The sequence below is a fragment of the Marinicella meishanensis genome, assembly GCF_019931145.1.
Classification (GTDB): domain Bacteria; phylum Pseudomonadota; class Gammaproteobacteria; order Xanthomonadales; family Marinicellaceae; genus Marinicella; species Marinicella meishanensis.
On record NZ_JAIOUV010000009.1, the window covers coordinates 31,617 to 56,399 of the forward strand.

The 24,783-nt window shown below is 52.6% G+C and carries 18 protein-coding genes; 6 read left to right on the top strand and 12 right to left on the bottom strand.

Translation table 11 applies throughout. The features are described 5' to 3' along the window. Positions 1-570 precede the first annotated feature (570 nt). From K7G70_RS14700 to K7G70_RS14710, 3 genes are read right to left on the bottom strand one after another with little or no spacing between them, the layout of a single operon-like run. Entirely contained in the window at positions 571-1,014 is a 444-nt protein-coding gene (locus K7G70_RS14700) for a hypothetical protein (RefSeq protein ID WP_223789414.1), read from the bottom strand. Positions 1,015-1,027: 13 nt separating this feature from the next. Beyond that, on the bottom strand, positions 1,028-2,413 hold the full coding sequence (locus tag K7G70_RS14705) for a DUF1501 domain-containing protein (RefSeq protein WP_223789415.1): 1,386 nt from the start codon (positions 2,411-2,413) through the stop codon (positions 1,028-1,030). A 14-nt stretch (positions 2,414-2,427) separates the two neighbouring features. Beyond that, on the bottom strand, positions 2,428-4,056 hold the full coding sequence (locus K7G70_RS14710; RefSeq protein ID WP_223789416.1) for a DUF1800 domain-containing protein: 1,629 nt from the start codon (positions 4,054-4,056) through the stop codon (positions 2,428-2,430). A gap of 323 nt (positions 4,057-4,379) precedes the next feature. Here K7G70_RS14710 and K7G70_RS14715 point away from each other — a divergent pair, with 323 nt between their 5' ends. Continuing rightward, positions 4,380-4,637, top strand: a complete 258-nt coding sequence (locus K7G70_RS14715; RefSeq protein WP_223789417.1) for a hypothetical protein — start codon at positions 4,380-4,382, stop codon at positions 4,635-4,637. An 816-nt stretch (positions 4,638-5,453) separates the two neighbouring features. On the opposite strand, the gene K7G70_RS14720 is transcribed toward K7G70_RS14715, so the two are convergent. Both K7G70_RS14720 and K7G70_RS14725 read right to left on the bottom strand, forming a co-directional pair. Further along, complete coding sequence (locus K7G70_RS14720; protein WP_223789418.1) at positions 5,454-8,126, bottom strand: serine/threonine-protein kinase; 2,673 nt, start codon at positions 8,124-8,126, stop codon at positions 5,454-5,456. Then, positions 8,123-8,662 carry an ECF-type sigma factor gene (locus tag K7G70_RS14725; RefSeq protein WP_223789419.1) on the bottom strand — a complete coding sequence of 180 codons (540 nt, stop codon included), beginning with the start codon at positions 8,660-8,662 and terminating at the stop codon, positions 8,123-8,125. Before K7G70_RS14725 ends, K7G70_RS14720 begins: the two co-directional genes overlap by 4 nt. Positions 8,663-8,811: 149 nt before the next feature. On the opposite strand from K7G70_RS14725, the gene K7G70_RS14730 reads away from it, so the two are divergent. Further along, positions 8,812-12,741 carry an Ig-like domain-containing protein gene (locus K7G70_RS14730; protein ID WP_223789420.1) on the top strand — a complete coding sequence of 1,310 codons (3,930 nt, stop codon included), beginning with the start codon at positions 8,812-8,814 and terminating at the stop codon, positions 12,739-12,741. 93 nt (positions 12,742-12,834) lie between these two features. Here K7G70_RS14730 and K7G70_RS14735 read toward each other — a convergent pair whose 3' ends face one another. Then, positions 12,835-14,040 carry an RtcB family protein gene (locus K7G70_RS14735; protein WP_223789421.1) on the bottom strand — a complete coding sequence of 402 codons (1,206 nt, stop codon included), beginning with the start codon at positions 14,038-14,040 and terminating at the stop codon, positions 12,835-12,837. Positions 14,041-14,444: 404 nt separating this feature from the next. Between K7G70_RS14735 and K7G70_RS14740 the strand changes: the two genes are divergently transcribed. After that, positions 14,445-15,014, top strand: a complete 570-nt coding sequence (locus K7G70_RS14740) for a hypothetical protein (RefSeq protein WP_223789422.1) — start codon at positions 14,445-14,447, stop codon at positions 15,012-15,014. Then, positions 15,014-16,075 carry a hypothetical protein gene (locus K7G70_RS14745; protein ID WP_223789423.1) on the top strand — a complete coding sequence of 354 codons (1,062 nt, stop codon included), beginning with the start codon at positions 15,014-15,016 and terminating at the stop codon, positions 16,073-16,075. Before K7G70_RS14740 ends, K7G70_RS14745 begins: the two co-directional genes overlap by 1 nt. Positions 16,076-16,080: 5 nt before the next feature. Here the strand turns inward: K7G70_RS14745 and K7G70_RS14750 are convergent, their stop codons facing one another. Beyond that, positions 16,081-17,016 (bottom strand): hypothetical protein, encoded by a 936-nt coding sequence (locus K7G70_RS14750; RefSeq protein WP_223789424.1) that lies wholly within the window; start codon positions 17,014-17,016, stop codon positions 16,081-16,083. A gap of 331 nt (positions 17,017-17,347) precedes the next feature. Here K7G70_RS14750 and K7G70_RS14755 point away from each other — a divergent pair, with 331 nt between their 5' ends. Continuing rightward, on the top strand, positions 17,348-18,148 hold the full coding sequence (locus K7G70_RS14755) for a hypothetical protein (protein ID WP_223789425.1): 801 nt from the start codon (positions 17,348-17,350) through the stop codon (positions 18,146-18,148). A gap of 434 nt (positions 18,149-18,582) precedes the next feature. On the opposite strand, the gene K7G70_RS14760 is transcribed toward K7G70_RS14755, so the two are convergent. From K7G70_RS14760 to K7G70_RS14780, 5 genes are all read right to left on the bottom strand, one after another. After that, positions 18,583-19,191, bottom strand: coding sequence for a redoxin domain-containing protein (locus K7G70_RS14760; RefSeq protein ID WP_223789426.1), 609 nt, complete (start codon positions 19,189-19,191; stop codon positions 18,583-18,585). Between the two features lies 1 nt (position 19,192). Next, positions 19,193-21,226: a protein-disulfide reductase DsbD family protein gene (locus tag K7G70_RS14765; RefSeq protein ID WP_223789427.1), complete on the bottom strand. Its 2,034-nt coding sequence runs from the start codon at positions 21,224-21,226 to the stop codon at positions 19,193-19,195. A 145-nt stretch (positions 21,227-21,371) separates the two neighbouring features. Further along, positions 21,372-21,689: a pYEATS domain-containing protein gene (locus tag K7G70_RS14770; protein WP_223789428.1), complete on the bottom strand. Its 318-nt coding sequence runs from the start codon at positions 21,687-21,689 to the stop codon at positions 21,372-21,374. Further along, on the bottom strand, positions 21,686-22,174 hold the full coding sequence (locus tag K7G70_RS14775; protein ID WP_223789429.1) for a hypothetical protein: 489 nt from the start codon (positions 22,172-22,174) through the stop codon (positions 21,686-21,688). Before K7G70_RS14775 ends, K7G70_RS14770 begins: the two co-directional genes overlap by 4 nt. A gap of 215 nt (positions 22,175-22,389) precedes the next feature. After that, entirely contained in the window at positions 22,390-22,752 is a 363-nt protein-coding gene (locus K7G70_RS14780; protein WP_223789430.1) for a hypothetical protein, read from the bottom strand. 313 nt (positions 22,753-23,065) lie between these two features. Between K7G70_RS14780 and K7G70_RS14785 the strand changes: the two genes are divergently transcribed. Further along, positions 23,066-24,502: a hypothetical protein gene (locus K7G70_RS14785; RefSeq protein ID WP_223789431.1), complete on the top strand. Its 1,437-nt coding sequence runs from the start codon at positions 23,066-23,068 to the stop codon at positions 24,500-24,502. Positions 24,503-24,783: the final 281 nt, after the last annotated feature.

A 24,783-nucleotide genomic window follows, 5' to 3' on the forward strand; every position in this document is an offset into this window, starting at 1 on the left:
AAAAGCATTTCCACCATCCAAATTGATGGGAAAGGTGGTGAAAATGACCAAAAAGTCAAATTGATCAGGAATGTGGTTGTACAACTCGGCGGTAACTGCTTGCCGTGCCTCTAAATTAAGATTGCCATTGATAGTCTTATCGTAATTTCCAGCATAATTCAAAATTGACAAGCCAGATTCATCGCCGACATATAAAACAGAATGATTGAAGGATTGGGTTTCTGGTGGATGTTCTATCAGCACAGAAGAATCAAGAGCTAAGCCTAGCTGGCTGAACAAGACAAGGCAGCAGAAAATGAGAATTGAGGGTGTGTTTTTTTTGGACATGGCAAAATCCATTTATATTTAAATCCATGCCAAATAACCCAAGGTTATTCAGCCGCTTATTACACACTCACAGCGCCATTATATCTCGATGAATTTAATATGCCATAAGTAATGGTTGAAAAATGGAAGATTTGTAAAACTTGTTCATTTATTCACCAAGAACAAGCATATAGAATTTGCCATCAGCAAGAATCAGTGGTTTTCTTAATCGTGTATCAATGTTTTCTTACCTATGGATAGAAATCACTCAAACCCGGTCCGAAAAATCAGGATCTGGTTGATCCAGTCACGGATCAGGGCTTGGTCGAACAGCGACAGGGGTGGGGCTTCTCTGGGCATGCGGTCGCCTTCGAATTGGTTGGCGCAGTTGATTTTGAGGAACAGGTAGCTGTCGCCGGGGTAGCCTGGAGTGATGCGAGTGAATTGGGGGATTTGGAAGCTGGGGACGTCGACCAGTTGGGTGTAGCCTTGTTCTAAGTCCATGAATGCGATGGGATTGGGGCCGCCGTGACACTGGGTGCAGTGGTTGTCGAAGATGGGTTGGATTTCGGTGGCGAAGTCCACATTGGGCAGTGCTTCGATGGCGCCGAGGTCATCACAGCCACTCAACCCGGCCCGGGCCGGGCTGAGTGTGCTGATTAACAAGCCAAAGGAGAGGAAGGCTTGCGACGAAAACCCCCTGGTCATCGTGGTGGGTTGCTCATGTGATGTTCATGAAACCCAAGTCGCTGCTGTTGAAGCGACCAATGTTCGGGAACACATCAGCGATCTGGCCGTTGGCAACACCGAACCAGCGGGCCAAGGTGGCACCGTACTCATCGACTGCAATGGTCGGGATACAGCGGCCATGGTCGCTGATGGCGTTGATGCTGCCGGGTTCAATGATGGGCATGTCGCCATAGAAGTCACCGCCATTGACGTCGCCGCCAATGACGAAATGACTGCCGCCCCAGCCATGGTCTGAACCTTGGCCATTGGAAATCCAGGTGCGGGAAAAGTCCGAAGCGGTGAACAAGGTGACGTTGTTCTCCATGTTCAGCTCAATCATCGCATCGTAAAAAGCGGAGATGGCGCCATCGATGTTCTGCATGCCAATGGCGTGGTCAGCCAGGTGGTTGTCGTGGTTATCAAACCCGCCTACCCGCACGAAAAACACCTGGCGATTCATGCCGATGGTGCTTTGTACGTTGATCATGTTGGCGACCATTTCCAACTGTTCTGACAGGGTGTTCCAACCCACTTGTTCAGGGAAAGCGGTGGTGATGGGGCTGGCCCCTGCCAAGGCCGCTGAAATCACCGAGTCCAGTTCAATGGAGCGGTTGAAGATGTCGGCATAGCCTTGTTGAAACAGATTGGATTGGGGCTCTTGCAGCAGGGTTTGTAAGGCTGCCAGGCGGTTGTCACCGTCGCCCCAAAAGGTGTCATTGAGGCTGACACTGCCCTGGTTGGTCAAGTGGTATTGGTTGATCAATTCACCGACTTGCAGGGTGTTGTTGCCGGCGATGGAAATGTTCATCGACAGGCTGTTGTTGTTATTCACGCTGTTGTGATACAGGTCGGCAATGCGGCCGGCCCAACCGGACAAGGAAGCTTGGTCGGCCACCGAGGTTTGCCACTGAACCTGTTGATCCGAATGGGAAAACAGATTCGGTGGGATGGGCACGGAGCCGTTGTTGTATTCTTCCTGGGTGATCGGATATGCCAAGGAGCCAATGTTGGAAACCAGGGCGGCGCGGCCTTGGTTGAACAGGCTTTGGATGCCGGTTAATTCAGGGTGCAGGCCCCATTGGCGGCCGCCGTTGTTGGCCGGTGATATGGGCAACACGTCGCCGGCATTCAAGGCCAGATCGCCGCGCACTTGGGCATATGCGGCGTGTTCTGCGGCGCCTCGGGGCACCACCATGTTGGCGCTGTCATTGCCACCGTCCATGAACACACAGACCAAGGCTTTGTAGCCGGTGCCCAAGAGGTGTCGGTTGTCCAAGGAGGCCGCTTTGGCCAGTTGTAGCATACCACCAGCTGAGCACATGCCACCGGCCAGTAAGGTGCTGTAGATGGAGCGGTTTAAAAATTTTCTTCGGTTCATGATGTTCTCCTCTATCAGCGTTGAATCACAAATTCAGGTGACAAGCTCAACACATACAGCAACGAGGCGATGCGCTCAACGGCATCATCGTCTTCCAGATTGTCGTACATGTTGGCCACGGTGGTGCGGGTGTGGGCTGACATTTGGCCCGCGAACAGCAGCAGATCCAGATGATCCAACAAGGCATTGGTGTCGTCGTGGATCAACAGCTCTCGTTGCAGCTGCAACAAGGGCATGCTGTCATTCCAGTGGTTATATAAGTGGTGTCCGCGGTTGGTAGCTTGGTTCATTTCATTGCCGATGGTCACCACGGTGGTTTCGCTGGTGATTTGAAACTCGGGGGAAACCAAGCCTTGGTCGCGGATCGGCCCGGGCAGTTGGAAGCCTGGTTTGTAGAAATTGAATACTGAAGGTGACCCCAGGGCCCGTTGCAGGTAGGCAAACTCGGGATTCCAGTTGCCGTAGCGACCGGTGGGGCTTCTGGCTTCAAAAGCACGCAGGATGTTCAAATAACGGATCAAAGGTTCTTTCAATTTGCCATAAGCTGGCTGGGTGATGAAGCTGTTGTTGCGGGCTTCGTCATCGGTGAGGATGGCACGCATCACCGCTTCCATGTCACCGCGCACGCCACTGCCGTTGTTGGCGAACACGTTGGACACGCGCAGCACGTAAGCCGGTGATGGGTTGCTGGTGACGAAGCGTTGGATCAGTTGTTTGCTGATGAATGGGGGCACGTTGGGGTGGTTGAAGATGTTGTCCAAGGCCGCATCGAGGTCTTGTTGGGCGGTTTGGCCACCGGGCACCAATTGGCCATTGAGCAAGGTCTTGGGATCGGTGTCGTGGTAGGCTTCAATCGGTTCCATTGGCGCATAGCCGTCAACTTCATCTTGGCCGGGGTGGCACCATTCCCAGTTGTTGTCAGGACATCCGGCGTAGTTCCAGCCAGTGAACACGCGGGCGAAGTTTTCGATCACGGTTTGGTCATAGGTGGGGATGGGATTGTCGTCGATGTCGAGGATTTCGGTGCCATCCATGTTCAGTTGGTGCAAGCCAATGCTGAACAATTGCAGCACCTCACGGGCATAATTTTCATCGGGCTGGGTGCCGGCCACCGGATCGGCCTTGGCGTTGCGGAACATGCCAAGGTAAAAGCCCATCATGGTGTTTTTGGTGACGTCTTCGAGCAAGTCACGGTAGTTACCAAAGGCGTTCAAGGCCAGCATGTCGTAATACTTGGCCAGACCCATGACTTCATTACCCAGGCTGCCTTGGTCTGACACCACAAACAACTGAGACCAGGCAAAGGCCATGCGCTGGCGGAATTGGTCCTCGCCTTCGGCGGAATTAAGGAACCAGGATTCCTGGCGGGAATTTTGGTACAGCGGTAAATCGGGGTCATCCAGCACCGCTTGCATGCACGGTTCCTGTAGGGTCACTGGCAGGCTGATTTGTTCATCCAACCAGTTGTCAATGCCCACACCTTGGAGGTGTCTGATTTCAGACAGTTTGGCTCCGAAGGTGGTTTGGTTTAAGAATCGGGAAGCGTCGTTCTCGCTCAGCGCGGGTGAGCCCGGCGCCCCAGGAAACAGATTTTCTATGTTGGATTTGAAGATGGTGTCTGACCAGCAATAGGTCAAACCCATACTGCTCCACCCCATGCCACATAAGAGGATGAGGAGATGCCTGATATTTTTCATTGTAGACCCCTGTTTTGTTATTGAAATGTTTTAGGTTTGGGCGATATCTTATTTTTTTATACCGGAAAAATTGTGACCACATTCACATTCGATTTGAACTTCAGATGAGCGGTTTGTTTTTGGGGCTGGGCGGTCAAGTGCCTGTCAGCCCTTGCAATTTTCATCACAAACCATCGATATTTTCTTACAAGCCAATCAGAGAATTGCGCTATTGGAACGTCGATCAGATGCGTATCATGGAGCCATCCCTAAAACATAAAACATGAAAAATGAACACCAACAGCGACAATAACAACAACGGCAACAACTACAAAAAGATCAAATCTTTGAACATTCAAACCGCGCACTTTTTGCAGCGTCCTGACATCGAGCTGCTGGACAAGATCCAACAATTGAAGGATGAGATTGTGCGCATCTCACATGAGAAAACGCCCGATTTGAAATTGCATCGGTTTCTGATGGAGCAGTTGAAGAAAGCGCAAAAGCACCTGGTGGAGGTGCGCAATTCGATGGAACCGAAACATTAGAAGGGAGGCATGAGGAGTGACCCTGGCTGAATCCCCCTCTCCAAGCAGCCAGGTGTTACTTTAAGCCACAAGAAAATCCCGGCACCGATCGGGATTTTTTTGTGGGTGATGGTTTTTCAGTGCTGAGGCATCAATTGACGTCGACTGAAGTCGACGCTCCTTGAGAAAGTGGCTTACAGTCTGGTAGACACTTCGACGGGTGTCATGCTGAGCCTGACGAGGTGCTCAGTGGGCTTGAGGTTTAGGTGGCTGAGCTGGTCGATGCCAGGGTGGATGCATAAAAATGGGTTTGATTTCGCGCTCCTGCGCTCAACCCTACGGGCCGCTTCGCGTGGTTGAAATGCTGTCCTTGCATTTCAATCCGGGTCTGGCCCGAGGACGACGGTGGTGTTGGTTTTCTGGAGTGCGGACTTCAGTCCGCGATTGGGATATAACTGTCTTTGGAGTTCATCATCAGTGCATTCATATCATGGAATCCGTAAGACTCTACGTCGACTGAAGTCGACGCTCCCGGGGAAGGTGACTTGTTGTCTGGAAGACACTTCGACGGGCTCAGTGTGTTTGGGATTTAGATGGCTGAGAATGTCGAAGCCAGGGTGAGGCTTTTGCTGACTTAAACTTAAGGTGGTCACTTCGACGGGCTCAGTGGGCTTGGGATTTAAATGGCTGAGCATGTCGAAACCAGGGTGGATGCTTAAAAATGGGTTTGATTTCGCGCTCCTGCGCTCAACCCTACGGGCCGCTTCGCGTGGTTGAAATGCTGTCCTTGCATTTCAATCCGGGTCTGGCCCGAGGACGACGGTTGTGTTGGGTTGTTTATGGGTTCAGGGAATCGAGGTCGGCTTTGAGCATGGTCAGGCCGAGGGCGCCGGGTTGGTAGATTTGGGTGGCTTTGTCGTGGGCGGCAGTGAGCCAGGTTCGGGCCAATGGCTTGAGATGGCAGGTTGTGAGCATTTGGCCGATCCACCATTCGGCCCCGAGGCGGCGCCAGCCGTTGGGTGATTCTTTTTCGATCTCGGCTTGCAGTTCGGCCAGTCGCTTGGCGCCCTGCTCGCAAGCGACCGGATCGGTGCCATTGCCGAACTGGTTGGCCATTTGGATGATTTGGTTGTAGAGGTTGTTGCGTTTGTGCTCGGCGAAGATCGGCATGATTTGTTCAACAATGGCCGCCGATTCAGCGTGCTGATGGCGTTTGGCCAGCACCCGCGCCAAGTTGGACTGGGCGGTGGCGATGCGAATGGTGTTATCCGGGTCTAAAGACCGGCGCAGCTCCACCGAACGGCGGTACAATTGTTCAGCTGCTGCCAACTGCTTCTTGTCTTCCAACAGGTAGGCCAGGTTGTTGATGACCCGGGCATATTCGTAATGGTTTTCACCGTAATGTCCTTTAATAATGGCCAACACCTCTCGGTAAAGCACTTCGGCTTGATCAAAGAACCCTTTGTCGTGTAGATAGGTGATTTTGGGGCCCAAAAACAGGGCGTATTGGGGGTGCTGGCGAGAATACAAGCGACCGGCAATATCGATGGTTTGATCAATGATCTCTTGGGCTTCCTGGTGGCGATCAACCCGCATCAAACGGATCGCCCGGCTGCTGAGTCGGCGCAAATAATAAGGGTGTACCTGACCCACTTCCTGTTCGGCATAAGCCAGCGATTTGGCGTTCAATTCCAAAGTGAGCTGTTTGTCACTGTGCTTAACGGCCTCGCCCCATTCACTGTAGATGCGACCCATCAGGGCCACGTCTTGCTGTTGAGTTTCATCCAACAGGCCCAAAGCCGTTTGGGCGTACCCAGCGGCTTGTTCTTGTTGGCCGCGTTCATTGGCGATGGTGGCTTTGCGCAGCCAATGCCAGGCCACTGCTGCCGCTTCATCGACTTGTTGTGCCAGCTGATCGCCCTTTGCCAATTCGGCATCGCTGTTCGGTAAATCATCGGCCCTGAAATACATCAAGGCCAACTGGCCTCGGGACGCCAATTCGCCAACCGGATCACCCATTTGTTGATACAAGTCGGCGGCTTTTTGATAATGCTCAATGGCCCGTGGGGTGTTGTTGAGGTGATGACGGATGGCGCCCATGATGCCGGACAAAGAGGCCAGTACGCGGGGCTCTTGGGTCAAATCCTCTGACAACTGTCGTTCGCCTTGATCCAACACCGATTCCAGGGTCACCGGCTGACCACCACTGCCCAGTGGTGAAACCGATTCAAACAAGGTGGTGAGGAATTCGGTGGTCTTGTTGGCCATCAGGGTTTGTTCGCGGGCGATGTCGCGTTCTTGTTCGAGTTTTTTGCTGTGCTGGTACATCAGCACCGGCATGGCGACCAAAAAGGCCAGCACCAAGGTGGACAACACCGAGGCCAAGGGGTTGCGTTTGAGCAGTTTGGTGGTTTTGTAAGTGAAGCTGTCGCCACTGGCCAGCAAGGGGCGCGATTCTTGGAAATTGTGGATGTCGCGGACCAGGGCATCGACCGTGTTGTAGCGGCGTTCGGGCTCTTTGCGGATGGCCATCATCACCAGGTTATCCAAATCCCCTTGCAACACCCTGGCCGGAATGCGACTGGGCTGTTTGGCCGCCAACTGGCTGGGTTTTTCCGGCGTCACATCGGTGATCATGTGGATGAAATCGGCCGGCGATTCGGTGGTGTTGTTTTGCGCTTGGCTGGCACACAACAATTCATACAACAACAAACCCAGGGCATAGACGTCGGTGGCGGTGGTCACCGGCTGGCCTTTGATTTGTTCGGGGCTGGAGTAAGCCAGGGTCATCATCGCCGCGCTTTGGGTTTGGGTGGTCTCGGCATCGATGGGTTTGGCGATACCAAAATCCAACAACTTCACCACCCCGGTGTCGGTGACCAGGATGTTGGAGGGTTTGATGTCGCGGTGGATGATGCCTTTGGCGTGGGCGTGGCTGACCGCTTCACAGATTTGCAGGAAGCCGCCCAAGATGGCTGACAAGTCGGCGTCGCTTTGTTCGATGTGTTGCAGCAAAGGGATGCCATCGATCCATTCCATGATCATGTACAGGCGGTCGTGGTATTGACCGCCACCGATCAGGCCGGCGATGTTGGGGTGTTGTAAGGAGGCCAACAATTCCCGCTCGGTCTGGAAGCGGGCCAGCTCGTATTCATTGGCCGAAATTTTGAGGAACTTGATCGCCACCTGATGGTTGAACTCGCCGTCATCGCGCGCTGCCAGCCACACTTCGCCCTGCCCACCTTCGCCGATGCGTTGTTGCAAGCGGTAATGATCGATCACTTGGCCCGCCTCGATGGTGGTCAGGTTGAGGCTTTTTTGGGCAGTATCCGAGATGGTTTGGGCCAATTGGTCGCCGATGTCACCGGAGTAATTCAGCAGGCTGGCAACCTGTTGTTTCACCGCTTCGGGGTAATCACTGCTTTGCAACAATGCGGCTTGTTCGGCCGCTGGCAAATCCACACAAGCTTGGTACAAAGCTTTGACTTGCTGGCCGAAGTCGTTGCTCATGGACTGGCCCCGCCTTGGTCCAAAAATTGGTGGATGATGACCCGGCCAAATTTCAGGTCCCGCTCAAAGGTGGCCAGCGACAAATCCATGTAAGCCGCTGCCTGTACTTGGTTCAAGGCCGTGAAATAGAACAATTCGATACAGCGGGCACTGCGCGAGTCCATCGATTCCAAATGGTCGATGGCTTGGTTGATGGTCGAAAAATCGGCCAAGCCGTTATCGGCCAAGCCCAGCGAGTCGGTGAAATGAATCGCCACGCCCTGGTTCTTTTGGGCGTTTTTGTGGTGTGAGTGGTTGACCAGCACGCGCCGCATTTGGCGGGCAAAAGTGTGGTAATGGTGTTTTTGATCATTGAACGACAAATCGGCCACCGACAGTTTGACAAAAGCTTCGTGCACCAAATCGGTCGCCGACAAGGTGTGGTTGTCGCGCTCGGAGGCCATCATCGAGCGGGCCAAGGCTTTCAACTGGCGATAAATGTCGTCATCCAACTGGTCGCTGGTGGGCTTGGTGGTGTAATTGGGCGTTTCACTCATGTCCATAAACATAGCACGAGAATAACTTTTTTTTGAAAAAATTGAAAAATTTTGAGGGTTTCACCACTGAATCTTGCTTGGTTGATTAAGCCGCTGACCCACCGTGGGTCAATGGCCATGATCACTATATTGACAGTTTGGAGAGAACCATGAACCACCATTCCATTTCATTCGCTGGCAAAAGCTTGCTGGTCGCTTGTCTGGTCTTTTGCAGTGCGGTGACGCAGGCAGAGGTTGAGGACAACCAGGATTATCAGGATGCCTATCAAGCCTGGGCCGGGGCCCATTTCACTTTGTTGCCCACTTCGTTTTTGCCTGGACCCATTGGCACCGCCGCTGATTTGGCGTCCATTGGCATCGACATCCGGGTCAAAACCCTGCCGGCCTCGCTGGTGGCGCCGACTCCCAATGCCAAACTGCCGAACAGCCCGGATGGCTGTCATTATTCTTTTTGGTTGCCACAAAAAGAAGCGATGTATGAGAACCTGTTGGGCATCGCCGACATCACGCCACTGACCACCGAATGGGGCGCCTTCAGCGACCCCCAACCACCGCAAGTGGGCCATGCCAACGCCCAAGTCGCGGTGCGGGTGGCCAATGAATACCTCGAAGACTGGTCGACGGATGATCGGTTGGTGATTTTCCCTTCAGGCAACCACCCCATCGATTGGTCGGCCAACACCCAGATCGACCCATTGATCGATGTCACCATCCCCATTGCCTTGTTTGTGATCACCAATGAAATCAAATACTTCGATTCCTTTTTCTCGGTACAAACCGATCCGGCCACCGCCGCCCGAGCGGCTGAAATCGGCGGCTTGTTTTTGATCAACGCCGGCATTGAAGCGGGCTTGATTGCCGCCGGCCAAATCGACAGCAACCTGCCGATTGATTCGGCGGTGCATGCACAAACCCGCGCCTTCACCGTGTATGACACCGAGGTGCCGGTCATCACCACCACCGAGCCGTTCCCAGCGCCGTTGGAAGCCAACAGTTTTGGCGGCGAGCGCTGGGCCCCACATGCCGCCATGTTCCGCGCCACCATCACCGCCACCGATCCTTGTGCCCAACCCTTGTTGGTGGGCAATGACGCGCCGTTCTTGTTGCCCTTGGGCAGCACCGATGTGACCTGGACAGCAGTGGACACCGGTCCGGTCGGTGGCAGCAACCCAGGGTTTGCCACGGTGGTGCAACGCATCACGGTGGAAGACACCCGCCCACCGATTTTGTTGGCCCCTCCCAGCCGGGTGATCGAATCCAGTGTCACCGCCACCACCGATGATTTCGATGTCGGCAGTGCAGTGGTGTTTGATGTGGCCGATCCCAATCCCGTGGTGACCAACACCATCGACGATGGCTTTGATCCCGACACCCGCACCGCCATCACTTGGACGGCAACCGATTCATCGGGCAATGCCGACAGCAAAATCCAATGGGTCACGGTGAAAACCCCCGGCACCAACACCGCCCCACAGGTCAATGACGTCAGTGACAGTGGACTGACCGCAGAACACATCGACTTGACCCTGACCGGTTCGGATGCGGATTTGATTTCTGGTTTGTTTGATCCGATCAAGTTCCGCATCACCGAAGCACCGGCCAACGGCTTTTTCGTGGCCCCTTTGGTGCCCTATTTCATCGAAGACTACCGCGTGCGTCCGGGTGATACCGTGGGTGACATTTTGAATTTCTCCAACAACCCCAGCAACGATTTGTACGACGCCTTCTGTGATGCCAACCCGCCACAAGACATTCCCATAGATTTTGTTTACCGTTCCGAATTTGTGCACGTCACGGATGACGGCACATCTTATGTGCTGGACAAGTATTGGTACTGTGACACCGGTGGTTCTTCGGCCGCCACCCGTGATCGCTTGTCCAAATGGGATGCCGATGGCCAGTGGCTGGACCAAGTCGACATCACCAGCTCCGTCAAACGCATCACCTTGGATGAGGCTGGCTTCATATATGCCGTGACCCCAGGTACGTCCTCGGATGACTTGTTCATGACCATGTATGACGGCAATTTGAACTCGGTACAAAACTGGCGCTTGGATGGCATCCCGGTCAGCTTGGGCAACCCACGCCTGTTGGGCGCCACCCGCGACAGCGATACCGGCATCATTTATGCCACCGACAAACGCCGGGTGTACCTGTTTGATGGGGCCGATGGCCAATTCATTCCGGCCTTTTTGGGCACCTTGAAAAACGACGAAAACTTCCTCTCCGGCGCCCCTTCGGTGGCGGGCAGCAGCAGCCGTGGCTTTTATATCGAACTTGATTCTACCGGTGCGGTGTATGTGGTGGATTCCGGATTGGATCGGATCCACAAATTTGAACCCACCACTTACGATGGGGTGAACCTGACCATTGGAGACCACATTGGCTGGCTGGGACGTTGTGACAGTGGACCCGGCTGTGACGTGCCTAATGGCCGCAGCTTTGGCTACAGCTGCAGCGATGCCACGCCGTGTGAAGTCATCACCGCCAATGGCAGCAACTGCGGTCCCTTCATTTCAGGTCCATGCAGTTTTGGCAGTGGTCAAGGGCAATTTGATGAGCCTTTGGGCATCGCCATGGACCCCAACGACATGCTTTATGTCACCGATTACAACAACAGCCGTGTGCAACGCTTCACCCCGTTGGGGGATTTCGCCGGTGAAGCGGCCTCCACCTGTGATGGCAGCTGTTTTGTGCTCGGTGACATGGGCATGCCTTTGGACATCAGCGTCAACGCCAGCCAGTTTTATGTGCTGGACAATGACCGCAGCTTGATGCACGTGTTTGAAACCGCACCGTTCAAAGACATCACCAACGATTCGGTGGTGGTGACCTATGCCTCTGACAATGACTTCCAAGGGGTCGACACCTTCTCATACCGGGCCAATGACGGCCTGGCCGACAGCAACCTAGGCACCGCCACTTTGACCATCAGCCGCAATTTCCGTGAACCGGAAAGTTTTGCCCAAGCGCTGGTCACCGATGAAGACAATGCGGTGGCCTTGACCTTGTTGGCCGATGACCCCGATGGCATTGTGGGCGTCGATTTCAATGGCTTGGACGTGCTCACTTATGAGGTGGTTGAGGGCCCGATGCACGGCACGTTGAGTGGTAACGGTGAAAACCGCACTTACACCCCGGATGCCGATTACCACGGGCCGGATGCCTTTGTGTTCAAGGTCAACGACGGCGTGTTTGATTCCAACCTGGCCACCGTCAGCATCGACGTGCAAGCGGTCAATGACATCCCGGTGGTGCAATTCACCGATGGCGATTCACAAATGCTGCCGAAAACGTTGTGGCCACTGTTGCAAAACAAAATCGCCGGTGACAATGTGCAAGCCGGCTTGGGCTACCCTTTGCCGCTGATGGCCGAATACACCGATCCGGATGCGGGTCAAGGGCATTTTCTGCAAGTCAGCTGGGGTGATGGCACCATTGAGGTGGTGGACCAAACCCCACCGGCCGATCCCAACAACCCACCGGATGAACCCTTGATCACCACCACCTTCAACAGCCTGGGTCAAATCTTTGGCGATCATGAATACCTGAGCACTGGCATGAAAACCATTGGCCTGACCGTCATCGACGAATTGGGCGGCACATCGGTCACCGCCACCACCGACATCGAAGTGATTCCGATGATTGACATCACCTTGGAAGATGAAGAAGTGGACGAGGCCAATTATCCCGAGCCCGGCCAACCCACCCAAGTGGTGGTGTACGTCAGCAACCAGGCACCGGTTGACCCCATTGTCGGTTTGGATGCCACCAACGTCACCTTCACCGGCACCTTGCCCGATGACGTGCAGTTTTTGAACATCCAAACCAGCCAAGGATCGTGCAGCCATGTGGACCAAACCAGCACCTGTGATTTGGGCACTTTGGCACCGGATGCCATGGTCACCATCACGGTGGACATGCAACCTGACTTGTTGTTCAACCCGGCCAAGTTTGGTTATGTGGTGGATGCCAGCAGCACCGAACCAGATGCCTCCTATGACAACCTGACGGTGTTGCCGATTCCGATTCAGTTTTTGGATGAAATCTTTCTCAATGGTTTTGAGGCCGACGACTGATCAAGCTTATACCGACGGCAAAAAAAAAGCAGGTACCCATGTTGCATATGGGACCTGCTTTTTTGGTGACTGATGGTGTGACCGGCGGGTCACTCAGCCTTTGACACAAACCACTTGTTTCAGGGTGTGGACCACTTCAACCAAGTCACTTTGTGCCGCCATGACTTGGTCGATGTCTTTGTACGCTTGGGGGGTCTCATCAATCACCCCAGCGTCTTTTCGACATTCCACCCCGGCGGTGGCGGCCTGGTGGTCAGCCAGGGTGAAGCGTTTTTTTGCCTCGGTACGGCTCATCACCCGTCCAGCACCGTGAGAACAAGAACAAAAAGATTCCTCATTGCCTTTGCCCCGCACGATGTAAGACTTGGCCCCCATGGAACCCGGGATAATTCCCAGATCACCGGCGGCCGCTTTGACCGCCCCTTTGCGGGTGATCAAAACGTTGGACCCAAAGTGGTGCTCACGCGCGATGTAGTTGTGGTGACAGTTGATCGCTTGTTTGATCAAACTGAACTCCGGCAACTCCTCACGCAGCGCCGCCAACACCAACTGCAACATCACCTGGCGGTTTTTGGCCGCGTAGTTTTGCGCCCATTCAACCCAATCGACGTAGTCATCGAAGTACTCGGTGCCCTCAGACAAGTAAGACAAATTGGTGTCTTTCAGGTTGATGTGGTGGATCCGCATGTCTTCTTTGGCTAGGTTGATGAAATATCGGCCAATCATGTTACCGATACCACGACTTCCAGAGTGTAACATCACCCACACCGCATTGTTCTCATCCAAGCACAACTCGATGAAGTGGTTACCACCACCCAAAGTGCCGCATTGATTCATGATTTTCTCAGCCGGATCTTTGGCCATTTTCGCCACTTCTGGGTGTCGCTCCAAGAGCACCGCATAGTCGGCCCACAGGGCTTTTTGTTCTGCGGCATTCAAGGCCGATTCCCGGTGCTGGGCAAAGCCCACCGGCACGGCTTGTTCGATGCGACTTCTGATCGGCGCCAGGGACTCTGGCAGGTCATTGGCATGCAATGACAACTGCACCGCCATCATCCCACAACCGATGTCGACCCCAACCGCAGCCGGGATCACCGCACCTTTGGTCGCCACCACCGAACCGACGGTGGCACCCAGACCAAAATGCACGTCAGGCATCGCCGCCACGTGTTTGAAAATGAAGGGCAATGACGCGGTGTTTTGCAGTTGGCGAATGGCCTCTGGTTCAACCGCCACATCATTCACCCATGCTTTGATCACTTTGTTTTCTGAGTTGAATACTTGGTAGTTTCTCATCATAAATCTCCTTTTCTTGGTGCCCAACTGGCACCTAATTTTTCCCAAAAAAAAACCTGGTAAATACCAGGTTTCATCAATCCATTTCATGCAAGATCAACCAAACCTAGCCGCAGCAATCCACCTCGTGTGCTTGCTGGCTGTGCAGTCGTTTTGTTTGAACGTTTTTTATCATGTCAGTCCTGGTCTGAAAAAATGGGTCCGACCATTATGGCCAGGTGCCGCCTGATGTCAACTGTTGGTCGAATGATTTGTCGATGAAAGGCGGCATTGCGTGGATGGTCGGTGCCTACAGTCGGCAGTCAGTGGTCAGAACTGATTCACATTTTTCAATGTTTAACCAAATAAATTCCTCACTGCCAGCGTTTTTCTTTACAATGATTCGCCAAGAGGAGTACAGATTCACCATGAAACCACTGAACATTGTTGTCACTGGCGATCCCGACGCCATCAAAACATTGATCCGTTCGATCGGCTATGGGCCGGACAAGACCATCGCCCATGCTTATACCTCAAAAAAAGACCTCCAAGCGCACACCGTGGACCTCAATTTTGGCAGCCTGCAAGTCGATGACGATTACCGCATCGATTTTTTTGGTGGCACCGATCCCAAGTTATTGGAATTCGTCAAGCAACTGCCTGGCTCGGGGCTGCGAGGCATGATCGTGGTGGTTGATGCCGATCAAGACAACGCCACCGACACCCTGGATCAAATCCTGCAAGCCAACACCGCCTTGTTGAAAAAGTTTGCCTTGGCCATTGGCATCACCGGTGATGATTACCAAGGCATCAAGCTGGCCGAAACCCATGCCCGTGAGTCACTCAGGCAGTTGGGCGCGGTGGCGCCGGTGTTCAGCATCGACGTGGCCCACAAGGAAGACGTCAATTTGTTGACCGAATCGTTGTTGTGTCTCACCAATCCGGGGATTCATGAAAACAACAACAAAGCCAGCAGTTACCAACAGTCGGGTCTGTAATGAAGGTGGAATCCGCAAGCAAACACTATGTGACGGTCAGCTTTTGTGGCTTTGACCAGATATCCCGCAAACTCATTCTCTCGCGGTTTAAGGACCCACAGTATGTCATTGAATTGATGGAAGAACCCGAGGACGCAGACCTGTGTTTGTACAACCAGGAGTACCTGGATGAAATCAAAGCCATCGGTGAGTTGAAGGACCGCTTGTTGCAAGCGGAGATTCCGATGATTCTGCTGACCGACGCCGATGACGTGGCCGATGACGGCTTGTTCCGAGCCATCACCAAACCGTATCAAAACCGGGAATTGAGCAAGTACCTGTATCAGGTGACTGACACCTTTTATGCGCTGATCAAAAAGCGCTTGAAGCTGAGAAAGAAACAGCGCGCCGACAAGCAGATATACAACCGACACCTGTCCAATGCCATCAACCCGGCGCAGATCCAATATGGGTCTGACCGCTACTACGCACAAAAGTATGTGGGCTTGAATGCCGACATCGATTTTGCCGATGGTCAACAAGTGAAGGCCGTGCAAATTAATGCCAACAATTATTTATTCACCTATTTGAAACAGGCCTTTGAATTGTCGGCCCAGAAAAACAAAGTCACTGCAGTGAAATCGGTGTATGGCACCTTCTACATCGATGCCGTGCGCAAATTGATTCACCACGACAAATCCGCTGACGAAATCAAAAACATCCACAAAATTCCTTTTTACAAAGACACCCGTGTGTACCTGGCCAAATTGAAACGCGGTGAATTGGATGCGATGCACGCCTTTGATTATGAACCTTTTGTGTGGCATTCGAGCATCAATGCCAGCAAAGGCAAAATCCCTGAAGATGTCAATTACCGTGCGCCGGTGAAACTGACGGCCTGGCCAGACCTGTCGAAACTGATTGTGTTCAAGCACGCCATCCGCATCATGGCCTTGTGGTCACGGGGTGTCTATTCGCTGCAACACACCGGCAAGCTGTTGAATATCCCCCAACGCTATCCCTTGACGGTGTACACCGCCCTGCATGCTTTGGGTTTGATCACCGAAGTCAAGCGTCGCTGAGAAGATCATTCTGGGGCCAAGGCCCGCAGTTGCTTGGACAACACCTGGCGATACATCTGGAAAGACTTCAATTCTTGTTGTAATTGTTTGTTGTAATTGGACAAAGATTGGAACGCCCTTTGTTCTTTGGTCAAAATTTCATACACATCACCATTACCAATGAAAGTGTCTCGGTCCAAAAAGTTCTTCACTTCTTTAAGATAGACCCCCAGATCATTGACGGTTAAGTCATACCCATTGCGCAAGGTTTGCATCGATAACAAAACGTCATTGTAGGCGGCCATGTCCAAGTCATTGATGGCTTGAAGGATTTCTTGGTGAATCACCTGGTTTTCTGTGTGGATGACGTAGATGTCGCCGCCATCATCACGGCTGTTATCCAGGGTTTGTAAGTGGGGGCTGATTTTTTTTCGAATTTGGCTCTTGGCTGCGGTGAACGCTTGCATCGCGACCGGGTTGTCAAACAAGCGCTGGGCGCGCAGTTCTTTGAATGATTCTTCCACCACCTTGGTGATGTTCAGGTCTGCTTTCGGTGGGATCATGCCGTCAGGAAACATCAGTTGCATGATCTGGGCATCCGGTTCGCGCATGGCTGCCTGCACCCGGGCAAAAGCCGATCTGAGGTCGGTGATGTTTTGTGTCAACGCTTTGGTTGCTGCCATGTTTTTGTCGTACTCCACCAACAATTGACGCACGGCATTGTGTTGTTCGGCCTGGCGCATTTGATCCTGTTTCCAGACCACGCCCAACACCACCAACAACAGACCCAGCACATAGGCGTGGTCAAGCATTGGCGGCGGAATTTTGGCTCGCCACGAAGTGGGCCATGGACCAACGAGCTGTTTGGCCATCAACCAGCGCACCGCCAACAAACCCAAGGTCACCACCAGGCCAAAAATCACCAATGGATCGGTCAAATAAAGGGTCAATTGAGCAAACATTGTTATCACACCTCCGATTTTTTTGAGCCAGCCACACACGATACACAACTGGCTTAAGGGGCATTGTAGGTTAAATGTTAACCAAAAATCTTGACTGGGTTGGCAGAAATGGTGGTTTTTGGGTCGTCAAACAGCGACTTTAGCCACCAAACAGCCCCCCATTGCCCCTGCTGAAATGGCCATTGAGGATCTTTGATAAAAATTTTTATGTCAATTAATCCATTGAATTTAAAACAATTATTCATTGCATGTGAGGTAATTCGCGTTTTTTTTCAGCACAAGCTGGCATGGCCATGCTATTATTGTGTCCACATTTGGACACGATTATTTTATGCGTGCTTTGTTGGCTGCGACCCAGGTCGATTTACAAAACCTCAATAAGTTCAAACCAGCGTTCAAAGAGTTGGCTCGTTTTTTATTGAACAACAACATCAAATACGAAGACACCATGAACCTGATGAAAGCTTCATTCATAGACTCTGCCATTGAAATGGATGGCACCATGTCCATGCATGGTGTCAACAAATCGGCCATTTCTTTGCAAACCGGCATCGATCGCCGACAAATCATTCTGCAGAATGAAGTGGACGATGAAGATGAGTTGACCAGAAAGAAACCGGATCCAGTGGTGTTGATCTTGGCCGAATTGAGAAAGTATCGGGACTTGCAGAAACAAAGCACCATTGCCAAAAAAGGCCCTGGCATCACCCTATTCAGTATCATCAACCGTTACAAAGGTCGGCTCACGCCCCCTACCTTAATCAACGAGTTGGTCAAATTGGGTTGTATCGAAGCCATCAACAAAAATGAATATCGGATTGTATCTACCAACATCCGACTGCAACAATCAGACACCCGCAAGTTTGATTATGCCTGCACCTTGATTTATCGCATGATTCACACCCTGCGCAAGAACATCGAACACCCAGAACAAAATGTTTTGGAGTGGACCATCGAATCCACGCAAATTCCGCCAGAACAAAGACAGCAGTTTGTGGCCGATGTCAAACAGGTCAGACAAGATCTGAGAAAAGACATCTTTGAATTTGTTGAACGTTATGAATCCGATGACGAACCGGGCACCTATCCACCCATCAGCCTGAGTGTGTTCATGTACGACCAACAACAGTAACCGAGTCTCGGGGCCACACACAGGAGGTGTGTGTGCAGCCACACAAGGAGGTGATCATCACGCCAAAGGCCTGGTGTGAGCTGCCACCACACCACAGGACGTGGTGTTGAACAAGGACCAAGGAACCAGGCAATCAGCGACTGGGAAGTCGCGCATGAGGAACCCATGCACGGTGATTGTCGGCCAGGAAGGCCAAACCACACGGAGGTGGGGCACATTTAAACGGAACAGCCATTGGTGATCAACAAGGCGGTTGATACCGCACCAGTGACAAGATTAAGGTTTGGTCGCAAACAGGGAGATGTTTGAGGTTGCGATCAAAACAGACTCAGCCGGCTCAAGCAGGACGCATGATCCGGCATTTTTTTGATGTCCATGATGGGCCTATCCGACCGGACCCACACTCACCATGGACGCGAAGCCTGATCCTTGAATCAATATTTCACTGAACAACCATAAGGCGGGGTCGATTTCACTGCCACTTCACTGCCGGTGGCCATGGCCGTCAAAGCTGCGGTCACGTAGTTGTTGGCGCCTTCCAGTGATTTGGGATTGAACGACGGTTGGTCATCAATGGCTCCATCGTATTGAATCATGCCCTCGGCATCGATGATGAACATCTCCGGCGTGGTTTTGGCGTCATACAAGCGACCCACCGTGCCGTCATAATCCAACAAGCGGGCGGTGGCTTTGGCCTGGTGTTTGTCGATGATGGCATTGGCTTCCTCTGGCGAGGTGTGTCCTTGTTTGCCGGGCGCCGATGACAAGATGGTCAACCACACGATGTCATCGGCGGTGGCATCGGCTTGCAGTTCTTGCATGTTGCCACTTTCGTAATGTTTTTTCACGTAGGGGCATTCGTGGTTGGTCCATTCCAACACCACCGTCTTGCCTTTGAAATCAGACAGTTGGTGGCTGTTACCGTGGGTGTCTACCAAGGTGAAGTCTGGCGCCATCACGCCAGCTTTGCTCGCCCAGGCGCAGGCACTGGCGGTACACAACAAAACACTGAGGAGGATGGTGGAGGCGGGTTTGAGTTGCATGTTAAGGTCTCCGATCGATGGCCACATGTTCAGCAATGATGGCCGGGGTTAATAATTGCGGCAGCACCTGCGGTGCCGGTCTGGCACCAGTGGTGGCTTCCTTGGGCCCATAATACACATACAAAGGGACCCCATTACGTTGGTATTGTTCAAGATAGCGTGTGATTTCTGCATCAAAATTGGTCCAATCCCCTTTCAAATATTGTACTTTTTCAGTCAAAAACAGGGATTGGGTGGCGGTGGTGTTCAACGCCACCTGCTCGTTCACCTGGCAGGTGATGCACCAAGCGGCGGTCATGTTGACAAACACCGGTGCTGGGTTGTTCAGGGCTTGTTGGTAACTGCTGGCATTGAAGGGCTGCCAGTTGGGGGCTTGATCCGGGTCTGCATTAAGTCGATGCATGGCATAAAAGGGCGCCAGTGACAACAGCAACACCAGCCAAGCCGCGACGCGCCAGCGCTGGGTGTTGCGGCGGAGCCACAAGCCCATGGCCAACACCACCAGCCCCATCAACACCAACAACACTGCGGTTGAACCGGCCTGTTGACTCAACACCCAAATCAACCACGCCACAGTGGCCAACATGGGGAAGGCCAAAAACTCTTTGAAACGGGCCATCCAAGGGCCCGGCTTTGGCAGCCAGCCCCGCAGGCGGGGGAACAAAGACAACAACAAGAACGGCAAGGCCAAACCAAAACCCAAGGCCAAAAACACGGCTGACGAGGCATACCACGGTTGGACCAAGGCATAACCGATGGCCACACCCATGAACGGTGCGGTGCACGGGGTGGCCACCAAAGTGGCCAAGATGCCGGTGTAAAAGGAGCCACTGAGACCGGAGCGGTTGGCCCACTGACTTCCCAACCCGACCAAACCGCCGCCGATTTCGAAGAAGCCGGCCAAATTCAAAGCCACAGCGGTCAACAAATAAATCAAAAACAGCACAAACAAGGGGTTCTGCAATTGAAAACCCCAGCCAATTTGCGCACCGGCTGATTTCAAAGCCATCAGCACCAAGGCCACCAGCAAGAAACTCACCACCACACCGGCGGTGTAGGCCCAGCCATGCCGGCTGGCCTGGACACTGGAGGCGTCTTGCATCTGCACCAAACTCAGAGACTTCAGGGCCAACACCGGAAACACACAAGGCATGGCATTCAGAATCAAGCCACCCAACAAGGCCAAACCCATGGCCCAAACCAATGAAGACTTGACCATGGGTGGTGCCGCGGCGGCATAGCGGGCGGCCAGTTCAATGCCCTGGCGCTGTCCGCTGGGGTCTTGGTAGGCAATGATGACCGCTGCAGTGGGCACCGTGTGCACCGCCACATCACCGGTGGTCTGTCGCAAGCGCCAAAGCCCATTGGCCAGGTCACTTGAGGCCGAGGCCGAATGGTTGACCATACCTCGACCGGTGAAAAACAACTCAATGTCATGCATGTGGGCCAAAGGCAGTTCGGCCTCCCCTGGGGTCACCTGCAACAGCACCTCATCACCGACCTGCGCATAGGTTGCGTCCCAAGGCCGTTGGATTGGCAAACGGTCTCGGGCCTGTTGAATCGCTTCTGGGGCCGCAGCTTGATCACCATTGAGCACCAGTTGGGCTTGATGGAATTCGGGAATGCAGATCTCTTCGCAAACCAGAATGGCGATGTCGGCCACCAATTCGATCGGGCCGGCAGGCAACGGTGCTGGTAAAGTCAAATCCTGCAACAAGGTCACCTGGTCTTCATAACCATAATTGGTCAGCGGACCGAAAGGAATCTTGTGCGGCACCGGCCATTGGATCGCGGCGCTGCTGAGGCCGTTCAGGCCTGACCAAGACACATCAATGGCCTCGCCAGAATCACCTGGATTGATCCAATACACGTGCCACTTGGGGGCAATGATTTGGACCAGGCCGACGGTGATGGTTTGACCCGCCTCAACTTGCGTTTGGTCGCTGATCAATTCAATTTGGACTTGCTGTTCAGCGGCTTGGGCAGCGGCCCAAACCCAGCCAAACACCAGCCACCATGCCATCAGTTTTTTCATTCTCGGGTTTTCTGCATTAGATCAATTTCTGCGGTTCAATCATGTGAACCCGAACATTATCGCCCAAGGCGGTGGAAAAGGTGTGATGGTTGGGCGTTTTTTTAAAAGGATCGGCAGCGCAGCGGTCAGGTCACAGGCCTGTGGTTCAGTCGTCCCTTGCCACTGAATTTTCAAACTCCAGGTAATGTTCCAACAACAGCGGTTCTTTGCTTTTGTCTTTGAACACCACCCGGGCCCGGAGCATGAAAGTGCCCCAACCGAGGTTGGTGATGGCAAAGGCTTTGGCTGCGTTTCTGGATTTTTTGATCGGGTTCCTGAACGAGGAATGCAGTTGGTACTCCACGTATTCAATGTCATCCAGTGATGCCTTGTCACTGGCTTCGATGAAGGCTTTCCATTGCCACCAATCGGTGCCGCCTTGGGTGTCGTAAAACCGAGAGGTGTTGGTCAGGGCAAAACTCATTCCGCTTCTCCTTCCAATTTAACAATGAATGATTTGGCAGCAAATGAGCCCTCATAAAAGATGCCATCCAGGTCCAAAGACAAAAACACACTTTCGGTGTTGGGGGGCAAGGTGTGGCTGATGTACAAGGCCTGATCTTTCAAGATCCTCACTTTCGCATCTTCCCCAATGACTTGGCCACTGTCAGACCGGGCCGAAACCACCACTTCCCGTCCGACCATTTTTTTCAGATCGGAATCGCGGTCAAACTCCAACCAGATTTTGTTCGAGATGACGGCATCGGTGGCTTGTCCAAAGCCCATTTTGAACAGCAAAAGCACGGCACCAACGACTTCCAAAATCAGCGCATAAAACAATTTGTCTTTGTACTTCTCATCGAGCTTTTCCAGTTCAAAGAAAATGCCATAGATGGTGAGCACGGTGATGGCCAAAAACAAGGTGACAAAAACATAGAACAAGATGGATTTTTGTTTCTTGGTGAGCATCACTTGACCTAAATGCTCCAGCCCTTGGCCAGACCGCTGGTGGGTGAAAAAATTGCTGATGATGGTGGCGCCATAATACCCCTGCTGGTGTTGCGGTTTAAAAATGTACTCGGGGCTTTGTTGTGGTTATGACCCCAAGTTACCGTGTCGGCGCATTGTTGTCAATATTTGTATTTATTTTCTGTGTACATTGGTGGCAAGTATTAACCAATCAATCAGGGCAACAAACAAAAAGAGACCCTGAAATGGTTAATGGCTTGAATGAATTCTTCCAATTTGACTTGGAACTTTCTTTTTGACATAGTCAGTTCACAGATTTGATTTTTGGCTTTAGAAAAATAATGCGGTGAATCCAAAGATGCCATGATTAACCAGACGCCCTGCCCCTTTTTCCTTGGCCGTTCAAATTGCGGATCAATCAGGAATGTGATCAACACCTGCAGACCCCAATTTTCCTGAATCGACTGAATTACCCACTGCTCATCAATGAACCATTCCTCCGAATCCTCATGCACCGTTACCAACTCCCAACCCGATTGGTGCAAGCCATCCAACAATTGTTTTTTGTCAGTGCGCATCAACCACATACCTCCCTGCCCTCGGCATTTTATCAATGGCGGCCGACCAATCATAGGGTAAGGCGCCCAGGGCTGTCAAACCCTGATCATTGACTGACCAGTTTGCTGACTGTGGGTGCCACTGAAGTCCTCTGACCCATCCGTCTTTGCTTTGCCTGGCATGTGTGCCAGTGGCCCAGAGAACCTGATTCAAACCAACCCGTTTCAATTTGTATCAACACTGTTTTCATTTGTTTCAAGAGGCAGAAGCCGCCCCTGTTTTCGCCTATAGTGATCACCAGTGAAAGCAAGCCACGGAAAACCCAAAATGAGCATGAAACTTAAACACATCCCGTTATTCACCCTGCTGATGATCTGCCAACCATTGTCGGCGGCACACCTGTCAGATTCGGGTGAAGGAGAAGTCTTGGTGTTTCCGTATTACACAGTCAACAATGACTTGGCCACCTTAATCAAGATCAACAACAACCGGGATGAAGCCAAAGCCATCAAAGTCAACTTCCTCGAAGGCAACAACATGGAGATGACCTTGTCATACAACGTCTATCTGGGGCCCCATGACTCTTGGGAAGTGGCACTGGTGGCCACCACCGCAACCATCAATGGCGTGATCGGCGAACCTTCCGTGTTGCATGTTACACCAGACACCTCATGCGCCCCCTACCTGAACAAAGCCGGGCAAGAGTTTCTGCCCTTTGGTTTGTCCAATTTTCCATCCGATTCAGCCATAATGGACCGGGTGACCCAAGGCATGGTGCAGGTGTTTGAAATGGGCGAATTGCCCCAAGATGTGGCCGCTTGGGTGGACTACACAAACAGTGGTGTGCCAGCCAACTGCGGCGCCTTTGTCAGTGAATGGAATGACGGTGAATGGAATGCCACAGAGTTAACACCGGCCACCGGCGGGCTGTCAGGCACCGCTTCGATCATCGGTGTGTCCGAAGGCTCATCGATCACATACAACGCCGATGCCATTAACAACTTCTACCCGCCTACTACCGTGATCCACACGGAACCGGGCAATTTCTTGCCCAACTTGAATTCGGCCGCGCCCCACAGCGTGGTCTACAGCGACGGTCAAATCTATGAGTCCAATTGGGAGACCGGCGCCGATGCGATTTCGGCCTTGTTCATGAGCCAATCCATTTCCAACGACTTCATTTTGGGCTCATTCATTGCGGCCAAAACCGAATGGGTGGTGTCCTTTCCCACCAAGGGCTTTTATGTCAATGACCAGGCACCCAAGGCGCCGTTTCAATCCGTATACCAAGAAGCTGAAGGCGCCTGTGTGAATTTTGGCCGCATCCGCAACTTCCCCACTTCATTTGGTGGCGGCTATGGGGCGGTGATTGGCGACAACAACAACGGCCAAGTCTGCACCCCACCGCCCAGGCCTGAAATCAAAACCATGTGCTGGGCCGCCAATGTGATGTTCTTTTACAACTGCGAGCCGGGCAACACCAAAGAAGAAGGCGCACAAATCCTCGGCGCGTACAACAACCAATACGGCATCCGGGTCAAACCATATGAAACCGGCAAGAGCACCATTGATTTTTCTACGATGGTTGACTATGCAAGCACCGCCTTAAAGGATGCGGATGAGCAATACACTTACCATGGCTTCCCGGTCACCGGCTTTGCCATCAGCAAATTCACCAACAGCGGCGCCCAACCCGGCCTGCTGGCCCAATACGCCAATGTCAGAAAACACAATTTGGGCAAGCACATCGTTGAGGAGGCATCAGAATAAAGACTTTGTTTGGCCCAACAGGACCGTTGGGTTTGCAGGTTAAGGAAATCGTGTGCCCCAACAAGGACGTTGGGTTCAAGGATACGGAAATCATGCGGCCCAACAAGGAAGTTGGGGTTGAAGGATATGGAGATCATGTGGCTTGACAGGATCGTTGGGATGAGGGATATGGAAATCGAGAGACACCCGACAGGGACGTTGGGTGGTGGTTGTTTACAAGGAATTCAAAAGGGCTGCCTGGGGTGGCCTTTTTTGTTAGGGGCAAGTGAAGGTCAATATCT

Coding starts and splice junctions, on each gene's coding strand:
- K7G70_RS14735 (WP_223789421.1), bottom strand. CDS start 14,040: ATGATGAGAAACTACCAAGTATTCAACTCAGAAAACAAAGTGATCAAA.
- K7G70_RS14775 (WP_223789429.1), bottom strand. CDS start 22,174: ATGCTCACCAAGAAACAAAAATCCATCTTGTTCTATGTTTTTGTCACC.
- K7G70_RS14725 (WP_223789419.1), bottom strand. CDS start 8,662: ATGAGTGAAACGCCCAATTACACCACCAAGCCCACCAGCGACCAGTTG.
- K7G70_RS14745 (WP_223789423.1), top strand. CDS start 15,014: ATGAAGGTGGAATCCGCAAGCAAACACTATGTGACGGTCAGCTTTTGT.
- K7G70_RS14760 (WP_223789426.1), bottom strand. CDS start 19,191: ATGCAACTCAAACCCGCCTCCACCATCCTCCTCAGTGTTTTGTTGTGT.
- K7G70_RS14710 (WP_223789416.1), bottom strand. CDS start 4,056: ATGGGTTTGACCTATTGCTGGTCAGACACCATCTTCAAATCCAACATA.
- K7G70_RS14715 (WP_223789417.1), top strand. CDS start 4,380: ATGAACACCAACAGCGACAATAACAACAACGGCAACAACTACAAAAAG.
- K7G70_RS14765 (WP_223789427.1), bottom strand. CDS start 21,226: ATGAAAAAACTGATGGCATGGTGGCTGGTGTTTGGCTGGGTTTGGGCC.
- K7G70_RS14770 (WP_223789428.1), bottom strand. CDS start 21,689: ATGAGTTTTGCCCTGACCAACACCTCTCGGTTTTACGACACCCAAGGC.
- K7G70_RS14730 (WP_223789420.1), top strand. CDS start 8,812: ATGAACCACCATTCCATTTCATTCGCTGGCAAAAGCTTGCTGGTCGCT.
- K7G70_RS14780 (WP_223789430.1), bottom strand. CDS start 22,752: ATGCGCACTGACAAAAAACAATTGTTGGATGGCTTGCACCAATCGGGT.
- K7G70_RS14785 (WP_223789431.1), top strand. CDS start 23,066: ATGAAACTTAAACACATCCCGTTATTCACCCTGCTGATGATCTGCCAA.
- K7G70_RS14740 (WP_223789422.1), top strand. CDS start 14,445: ATGAAACCACTGAACATTGTTGTCACTGGCGATCCCGACGCCATCAAA.
- K7G70_RS14705 (WP_223789415.1), bottom strand. CDS start 2,413: ATGAACCGAAGAAAATTTTTAAACCGCTCCATCTACAGCACCTTACTG.
- K7G70_RS14750 (WP_223789424.1), bottom strand. CDS start 17,016: ATGTTTGCTCAATTGACCCTTTATTTGACCGATCCATTGGTGATTTTT.
- K7G70_RS14720 (WP_223789418.1), bottom strand. CDS start 8,126: ATGAGCAACGACTTCGGCCAGCAAGTCAAAGCTTTGTACCAAGCTTGT.
- K7G70_RS14700 (WP_223789414.1), bottom strand. CDS start 1,014: ATGACCAGGGGGTTTTCGTCGCAAGCCTTCCTCTCCTTTGGCTTGTTA.
- K7G70_RS14755 (WP_223789425.1), top strand. CDS start 17,348: ATGCGTGCTTTGTTGGCTGCGACCCAGGTCGATTTACAAAACCTCAAT.